Raw genomic sequence first — 7,404 nt, forward strand, 5'->3', positions numbered from 1 at the left:
GCCGGCTTTTGTTAACGGAGGGTGCATGAGCGACCAGGACTATAGCGACCAGGGCTTTGACCGCGACGACCAGGCTCCCCAGTGGGACGCGCAAGACGAGACCACGGCGTACGAGGATGCCGGCGACGAGCTTAAGGACGAGTACCGTTCCGACGGCGAGCGCGTCCACGATATCGTGCCGGCAAGCGAAGCGCTGCCCGAGCGCATCTATCTTTTACCCATCAACAACCGGCCGTTTTTCCCCGCCCAGGTGCAGCCTTTGCTGATCAACCGCGAGCGCTGGGAAGAAACCATGCAGCGGGTGGCCAATACGCCGCATCACACCATCGGCGTCGCCTTTGTCGGTGACGGCGATGACGACGGCGAGGCGCCGGGGGAAGACGACTTTCCCGAGTTCGGCACCGCCGTCAGGGTGCACAAGCTCAAGGCTGAAGACCACCAGATCCAGTTTATCGCCCAGGGGCTGCAGCGCTTTCGTATCCGGCGCTGGCTGTCGAAAAAGCCGCCGTACCTGGTCGAGGTGAGCTACCCCAGAGAGCCTGTCGATAGCGAAAACGAGGAAACTCGCGCCTGGGCCATGGCGATCATCAACGGCATCAAGGAGCTTTTGCCGATCAATCCGCTCTACGGCGAGGAGCTCAAGCACTATCTCAACCGCTTCAGCCCCAACCAGCCCGGGCCGCTGACCGACTTCGCCGCGGCGATCACCTCGGCCAAGGGCCCCGAGCTTCAGGACGTGCTGGCGACGCTGCCGGTGATCGAGCGCATGCAGAAGGTGCTGCCGCTGCTGCGCAAGGAAATTGACGTGGCCAAGCTGCAAGGCGAAATCAGCGAGCAGGTCAACGCCAAGATGCAGGAGCACCAGCGCGAATTCTTTCTGCGCGAGCAGCTCAAGGTCATTCAGCGCGAACTGGGCATCTCCAAGGACGACCGCGAAAACGACGTCGACACCTTCCGCGCTCGGCTTGAGGGGCTCACCGTGCCCGAGCGCGTGCAGGGGCGCATCGACGAGGAGCTGGGCAAGCTCAGCGTGCTGGAAACCGGCTCGCCGGAATACGGCACCACGCGTAACTACCTGGACTGGCTGACCAGCCTGCCCTGGGGCATCACCAGCGACGACAAGCTGGATCTGAATCACGCCCGTGAGGTGCTCAACCGCGACCACGACGGGCTTGAGGAAGTGAAAGAGCGCATCGTCGAGTTCCTCGCTGAAGGCACCTTCAAGGGCGACGTCGGCGGCTCGATTCTGCTGCTGGTAGGGCCGCCAGGCGTGGGCAAGACCTCGGTAGGCCGCTCCATCGCCGACGCGCTGGGCCGCAAGTTCTACCGCTTTTCGGTAGGCGGCATGCGCGACGAGGCCGAAATCAAGGGCCACCGGCGCACCTACATCGGCGCCATGCCGGGCAAGTTTGTCCAGGCGTTCAAGGAAGTCGAAGTGGAAAACCCGGTAATAATGCTTGACGAAATCGACAAGCTTGGCCAGTCGTTTCAGGGTGACCCGGCCTCGGCGCTGCTGGAGGTGCTCGACCCCGAGCAAAACGTGGACTTTCTCGACCACTACCTCGACGTGCGCATGGATCTTTCCAAGGTGCTGTTCGTGTGTACCGCTAACACCGTGGATTCCATTCCCCGGGCGCTGCTGGACCGCACAGAGCAAATCCGGCTCTCCGGCTATATCGCCGAAGAAAAAGTCGCCATTGCCAAGCATCACCTCTGGCCCAAGCTGCTCAAGCGCAACAACCTGAGCAAAAAGCGCATCAACCTGACCGATGCCGCGCTCAGGCAGGTGATCGATGGCTATGCCCGGGAAGCCGGCGTGCGCCAGCTGGAAAAGCAGCTCCACCGCATCGTGCGCAAGGCGTCGGTACGGCTGCTGGAAAGCGAGCAGGAGGAAGGCGAGGCCACGGTCAAGGTCTCGGTGAAAAACCTCGAAGACTTCCTCGGGGCGCCGCTGTTCCGCAAGGAGAAGGTGCTCAAGGGCGAAGGCGTGGTCACCGGCCTTGCCTGGACTTCCATGGGCGGGGCCACGCTGCCGATAGAGGCGACCCGGGTGCACGGGCTGGACCGCGGTCTCAAGCTCACCGGCAAGCTTGGCGAGGTGATGCAGGAGTCGGCCAACATCGCCTACAGCTATACGCTTGGTCACCTGCGCGAAAACGGCGCGCCGGCGGACTTCTTCGACTCGTCCTTTATACACCTGCACGTGCCCGAAGGCGCCACGCCCAAGGACGGCCCCTCTGCCGGGGTGACCATGACCACCGCGCTTTTGTCCATGGCCCGGCGCCAGTCTATCGGCCGGCCGCTGGCGATGACCGGGGAGCTGACCCTGACCGGCCAGGTGCTGCCGGTGGGCGGTATCCGCGAAAAAATCATCGCCGCGCGCCGAAGCAGCATCTACGAAGTCGTGCTGCCGGCGGCCAACCGCCAGGACTATAACGAGCTGCCCGAGTTTCTCCGCGAGGGCATGACGGTCCATTTCGCCGATCGCTACCGCGACGTGGCCAAGGTCGTGTTTCAGTAATGCCGCGTCGGCTTCTGTAATAGGCCGTCAACGCCAGGGGCTGCCATGCAGGCAGCCCCTTTTGACGAAAGACCGGTGGGCGCTGTGGCAAGCCGTTACGGCACCAGCCCTTCGCGCTCGGCGCGCAGCCGGTCCCGGGCAATATATAGCGCGGCGATGGCGCGGGCCTCGTGGAAATCGTCCCGGGCGAGCAGGGCGTCGATGTCGTCGAGCGGCTGACTTTCCACCACCAGCGGTTCGGGCTCGTCGCCGGGCAGGCGCTTATCGTAGAGGTCGGTGGCCAGCAGCACGTTCATGCGGTGGCGCATGTAGTTGGGCGCCAGCGACAGCTCGCACAGCGGCTCAATTTGGCGAGCGCCGACGCCGCATTCCTCCATCAGCTCGCGATTGGCGGCGGTAACGGCGTCTTCGCCGGGGTCGATGAGCCCTTTGGGCAGCGTGAGCACGTAGTCTTCGAAGCCGGCGGCGTATTCGCGGATCAGCAGCACGCTTTCCGGGTCGGGCATGGCGACAATCATGACCGCGCCGCTGCCCTTGCCGCCCAGGCGTTCGAACTGGCGCTCTTCGCCGTTGGAAAAGCGCAGGTCAAGAGCTTCCACGCGAAACAGGCGGCTTTGGGCAACGGGCGTGCAGGAAAGGATCTGCGGCTTTTGCAGGACGGTAGAAGAAGCGTTCGCGGACATGCTGTCTCCGTGGCAGGGCAGAGGCGCGGCGCCCCTGGCAAAATGGGTTGCGATCGGTGAACGCGGATCGGCACTCGTGGGCCAGCGGTCGTTGATGCATCATCGATAGTCTACAATAGCACGCCTGACCGGGCCGGCGCAGGCAAGCCCTGACGTTGCCCAACGGCCCCGGGTACCGCGCGGAAAACACCCCAAGAGGAGCGGCGATGATACATTGGCAGACCATCGATACGGTGTTGCTGGACATGGACGGCACGCTGCTGGATTTGCACTTTGACAGCCATTTCTGGCTTGAGCATCTGCCGCGCCGCTACGTGGAGCTGCACCAGCTTGACGAGGCCTCCCAGCGCGCGCTCGAGGCGCGCATTGTGGGCGAGCAGGGCACGCTCGACTGGTACAGCCTGGCCTACTGGCGCCGAGAGCTTGACGTGGATATCGTCGCGCTCAAGCGCGAAGTGCAGCACCTGATCGGCCTGCGCGGCGACGCGCTGGATTTTCTCCGCTGGCTGAAAGTCGCCCACCCAAGGGTGGTATTGGCGACCAACGCCGACCGCGAAAGTCTTGAGCTCAAGCTGCCGCTGACCGGCCTTGAGCCCTACCTGGATGCGATTGTGTCGTCTCAGGATCTGGGGGCGGCCAAGGAGGAGCAGGCGTTCTGGCACGCGCTCAGGGCCCGGGAGCCGTTCGACCCGGCGCGGACGCTGTTCATCGACGACAATCCGCGGGTGCTGGAAAGCGCCAAAGCGTTTGGCATCCGCCATCTTCTGGGTATCAAACAGCCGGACAGCCGGCGCCCGGAGCGGGAGCTGCAGACCTTTACCGCGCTTGGCCGCTTTGCCGAGATCTATCCCGCCGAGGTGCCGGAAACCGCAATGAAGGAGGGGCTTCATGGCTGATAGCGTACGTCTGGACAAGTGGCTGTGGGCGGCGCGGTTTTTCAAAACCCGTCAGCTGGCGAAAAAAGCCATTGAGGGCGGCAAGGTGCACTACGACGGCGGCCGGGCCAAAACCAGCAAGCTGGTGGAGCTGGACGCGCTGATTCGCGTGCCCCAGGGATTTGACGTTTACGAGGTCCGCGTGACCGGACTTTCCGGCCAGCGCCGAGGGGCGCCGGAAGCCAGAAAGCTCTACGAAGAGACCGCGGAAAGCGCCGAGCGCCGGGCGCGCGAGCTGGAAGCCCGGCGGCTGGGCCAGCAGGTCATGCAGCATCCGCACCGGCGCCCGGATAAAAAAGAGCGCCGCGAGATCAAGCAGTTCCAGCGCAACCAGGGCGGCTAATCCTCGCGTCGGCCGCGATTTTTTCTTTGCAGGTAACCGCATAAATGAACGACCAGATACAACGCTTTTTGTTTGATAACACCAACGTGCGCGGCGAAATCGTCACGTTGGAGAAAGCCTACAGCGACGTGCTCAGCCGCCACGCCTATCCCCCGGCGGTGAACGCGCTGCTAGGCGAGCTGCTGGCCGCGGTGGCGCTGCTGACCGATACCGTCAAGCTCGACGGCGTGATGAGCCTTGAGGTGCGCGGAGAGGGTGCGCTGTCGCTGCTGATGGCCGAGTCCAACCCCGGCGGCGAGCTGCGTGCCATTGCCCGGGTCGCCGAAGACGCCGCGCTGCCGGATGCCGGCGCGGCGTTTCGCGAGCTGGTGGGCGAAGGCCAGATCGTGATTACTCTGGATCCGCGCGAGGGCAACCGCTATCAGGGCGTGGTGGCGCTGGACCACCCGACCCTGGCCGAATGCCTGGAGGCCTACTTCAGCCAGTCTGAACAGCTGCCCACCCGGCTGTGGCTTGAGGCCGACGGCAAGCGCGCCGGCGGGCTTTTGCTTCAGCGCCTGCCCAACGAAGCGCAGAACCAGGACGTGGACGCCTGGGAGCGCAGCGTCAAGCTGGCCGAGACCATCAAGCCCGACGAGCTGTTGGGCCTGGATCAGCGCCAGGTGCTCTACCGGCTCTACCATGAAGAAACCGTGCGCGTGTTCGAGCCCAAGGCGCTGTACTTTGGTTGCACCTGCTCCCGGGAGCGCATGGCCGACGGTCTCTTGACCCTGGGCGCCGAAGAGCTGCGCGATATCGTCAAGGAGCAGGGCGCCATCGACACTCAGTGCCACTTCTGCCACTCGAACTATCGCTATACCGCCGCCGACATAGAAGCGCTGCTCTCCGGCGACCCGGATGCCCCGTCGCCCACGGTGCATTGACGGGCAGGGCAGATGCAGCACTCGTTTCCAGTGTCGTTGCGAGCGTAGCGAAGCAATCTCGGGGTTTGTGGCTACCGGCACCGCCAGGCGCCTTGGAAGGCCATCACTCGGCGGGCCTTTGGCCCGCGTCGCCCGATAAATCGGCCTCCCACATATGACCTGATAGCGCCAGTGAGCTTGTGGGAGGGCGGCTGTGCCGCGCGAGGGCGGTGGCTTCGTATTAAAAAGGCCAATGGTTGTACATTGGTCTTTTTTATTGGATGCGGTGTACAGGTGTGGTGCTACTATACTGGCTGAAAGACCCACAACCCTGAGGAGGCCTTTCATGAAACGCCGCCATTTTCTTGGCCTTGCCGGCCTGACCGGCGTCGTCGGCGCGCTGCCCGGCATGTCATTCGGCTACCCGAGCCTTGATCTGACCGCGGCCGACGATATCCAGCCGCTCGAACTGACGCAGGACGAGTGGCGCGAACGCCTGTCGCCCGAGGCCTACAAGGTGCTGCGCGAAAACGACACCGAGCCTGCTTTTTCCAGCCCCCTGGACGACGAGAACCGGGAGGGCGAGTTCCGCTGCGCCGGGTGCGACCTGGTGCTGTTTAAAAGCGCCATGAAGTACGATTCCGGCACCGGCTGGCCGAGCTTTTTCAAACACGTCGAAGGGCACCTGCTCAGCAAGCTGGACTTCAGCATGATCTGGCCGCGCACCGAATATCACTGCGCGCGCTGCGGCGGCCACCAGGGGCACGTGTTTGAAGACGGCCCCGAGCCCACCGGCCTGCGCTGGTGCAACAACGGTCTGGCGCTACGCTTTGAGCCTGCCTGACCGGCCCACAAAAAAGCCGCCGCTGACGATAAGTCAGCAGCGGCGATACTTCCTGCTATCAGTTCTTGGCGACGTTGTTAGTCCAGCTGATCCTGGTTGCCAATTCGTGCCAGCATTTCCGTAAACATCTGGATGTCCAGCATCAGGTTATCTATTTTTTTGAATTCGTTGGCCGTGTGGCCGGTATAGTCTTCACCCGGCATGGAAGGGCCGAAGTTGATGGCATTGGGCAGCAGCTTGGCCGTCGTGCTGCCGGCAGTGGCAATGGGTTCTGCCTTCTGGCCGGTCGTGTCGCCAAAGATATTGAGCAGGGTCTGCAGCCATTCCCCCTGGGGGTCGCGACGCATCCAGTCGCGGATTTCGGCGTCCACTTCCATGTCCAGGTTCTGTTCCTGGCCGTAGGCCATCAGCTTGTCATGGATCGTTTGAGCCAGGTCGTCAACGGACTGCTCACCCTCGGGTGCGCGCACGTTGACGGCGACTCGCAGCCTGTTTTCCTGCTCCTCCAGGTAGGTCGGCGTCAGCGTCAGCGGTCCCATAAAGTCGTTGTCGTAGCCGACGCCGAGCTTTTTGCCTTGGTAGTCCAACCCGTAGTTGTCGTCGATATAGTGAACGGCACGGGTATAGTGGTTGGGCTGAAAGTCAATGTCGACTTCGGCCAGCAGCCCTGCCAGGCGAGGGACAGGGTTGACGCCGGACTGCGGGCGGGAAGAATGGGCGGACTGCCCCTTGAGCGTCAGATTGACGGTATCGCCTTCCACCTCAGTGGCTACCGTGAAGTCGCCGCCGTTGTCCTCGGCGTACGCTTTGCCCTGAGCCTTGAGCTGCTGGCTTATTGCCCCGGCGTTATTGGCTTCAATGGTGGCAACCGATTTGGAGGGGATCTGATTGGTGGCCAGTCCGCCCGTGATCTCGGTGATGATCGGGCCGTTGCCGTCTACCTCGGTGAGAGGGAAGTAGGCGTCAACGGTACCAAAGCCCTTTTCGGCAATGATGGCCGGATAGCCGCTGTCCAGCACGATATTGTAAGGTGGAAGCTGGGCGTGTTCCTTGTAGGGTCTGTTGACGTTTCATGGCAGGGGTATTGGCAGGATAGGGGCAAGCTCACAGAATAAAGGTTCCTAAGCCAACAAACTGCAAGCCTGCCATGCCCCGACAAATGCTCACGGATGAACA

At 63.0% G+C, this 7,404-nt stretch carries 7 protein-coding genes; 5 read left to right on the plus strand and 2 right to left on the minus strand.

Going from position 1 to position 7,404, the window contains the following annotated elements:
• Positions 1–25 precede the first annotated feature (25 nt).
• Positions 26–2,521, plus strand: a complete 2,496-nt coding sequence (gene lon / locus RS027_RS10555) for an endopeptidase La (RefSeq protein ID WP_311956621.1) — start codon at positions 26–28, stop codon at positions 2,519–2,521.
• A 95-nt stretch (positions 2,522–2,616) separates the two neighbouring features.
• On the opposite strand, the gene nudE is transcribed toward lon, so the two are convergent.
• Complete coding sequence (gene nudE / locus RS027_RS10560) at positions 2,617–3,204, minus strand: ADP compounds hydrolase NudE (RefSeq protein ID WP_311956623.1); 588 nt, start codon at positions 3,202–3,204, stop codon at positions 2,617–2,619.
• Positions 3,205–3,410: 206 nt separating this feature from the next.
• Between nudE and yrfG the strand changes: the two genes are divergently transcribed.
• The 4 genes from yrfG (at position 3,411) to msrB (ending at position 6,228) form a co-directional block, all read left to right on the plus strand.
• Entirely contained in the window at positions 3,411–4,100 is a 690-nt protein-coding gene (gene yrfG / locus RS027_RS10565) for a GMP/IMP nucleotidase (protein WP_311956624.1), read from the plus strand.
• Positions 4,093–4,482, plus strand: a complete 390-nt coding sequence (gene hslR, locus RS027_RS10570; protein WP_311956625.1) for a ribosome-associated heat shock protein Hsp15 — start codon at positions 4,093–4,095, stop codon at positions 4,480–4,482. The genes yrfG and hslR overlap by 8 nt, the downstream gene beginning before the upstream one ends.
• A 44-nt stretch (positions 4,483–4,526) precedes the next feature.
• Complete coding sequence (gene hslO / locus RS027_RS10575; RefSeq protein ID WP_311956626.1) at positions 4,527–5,405, plus strand: Hsp33 family molecular chaperone HslO; 879 nt, start codon at positions 4,527–4,529, stop codon at positions 5,403–5,405.
• Between the two features lie 325 nt (positions 5,406–5,730).
• A complete protein-coding gene (gene msrB, locus RS027_RS10580) occupies positions 5,731–6,228 on the plus strand; it encodes a peptide-methionine (R)-S-oxide reductase MsrB (RefSeq protein WP_311956628.1) in 498 nt (165 codons plus the stop codon).
• Positions 6,229–6,305: 77 nt separating this feature from the next.
• On the opposite strand, the gene RS027_RS10585 is transcribed toward msrB, so the two are convergent.
• Positions 6,306–7,247: a peptidase dimerization domain-containing protein gene (locus RS027_RS10585; RefSeq protein WP_311956630.1), complete on the minus strand. Its 942-nt coding sequence runs from the start codon at positions 7,245–7,247 to the stop codon at positions 6,306–6,308.
• Positions 7,248–7,404 lie beyond the last annotated feature (157 nt).

The organism is Halomonas garicola, from assembly GCF_031935715.1.
Lineage (GTDB): Bacteria > Pseudomonadota > Gammaproteobacteria > Pseudomonadales > Halomonadaceae > Vreelandella > Vreelandella garicola.

What these genes read in the sequence shown, in the direction of transcription:
- lon (WP_311956621.1), top strand. Translation starts at nt 26, where the DNA reads ATGAGCGACCAGGACTATAGCGACCAGGGCTTTGACCGCGACGACCAG.
- nudE (WP_311956623.1), bottom strand. Translation starts at nt 3,204, where the DNA reads ATGTCCGCGAACGCTTCTTCTACCGTCCTGCAAAAGCCGCAGATCCTT.
- yrfG (WP_311956624.1), top strand. Translation starts at nt 3,411, where the DNA reads ATGATACATTGGCAGACCATCGATACGGTGTTGCTGGACATGGACGGC.
- hslR (WP_311956625.1), top strand. Translation starts at nt 4,093, where the DNA reads ATGGCTGATAGCGTACGTCTGGACAAGTGGCTGTGGGCGGCGCGGTTT.
- hslO (WP_311956626.1), top strand. Translation starts at nt 4,527, where the DNA reads ATGAACGACCAGATACAACGCTTTTTGTTTGATAACACCAACGTGCGC.
- msrB (WP_311956628.1), top strand. Translation starts at nt 5,731, where the DNA reads ATGAAACGCCGCCATTTTCTTGGCCTTGCCGGCCTGACCGGCGTCGTC.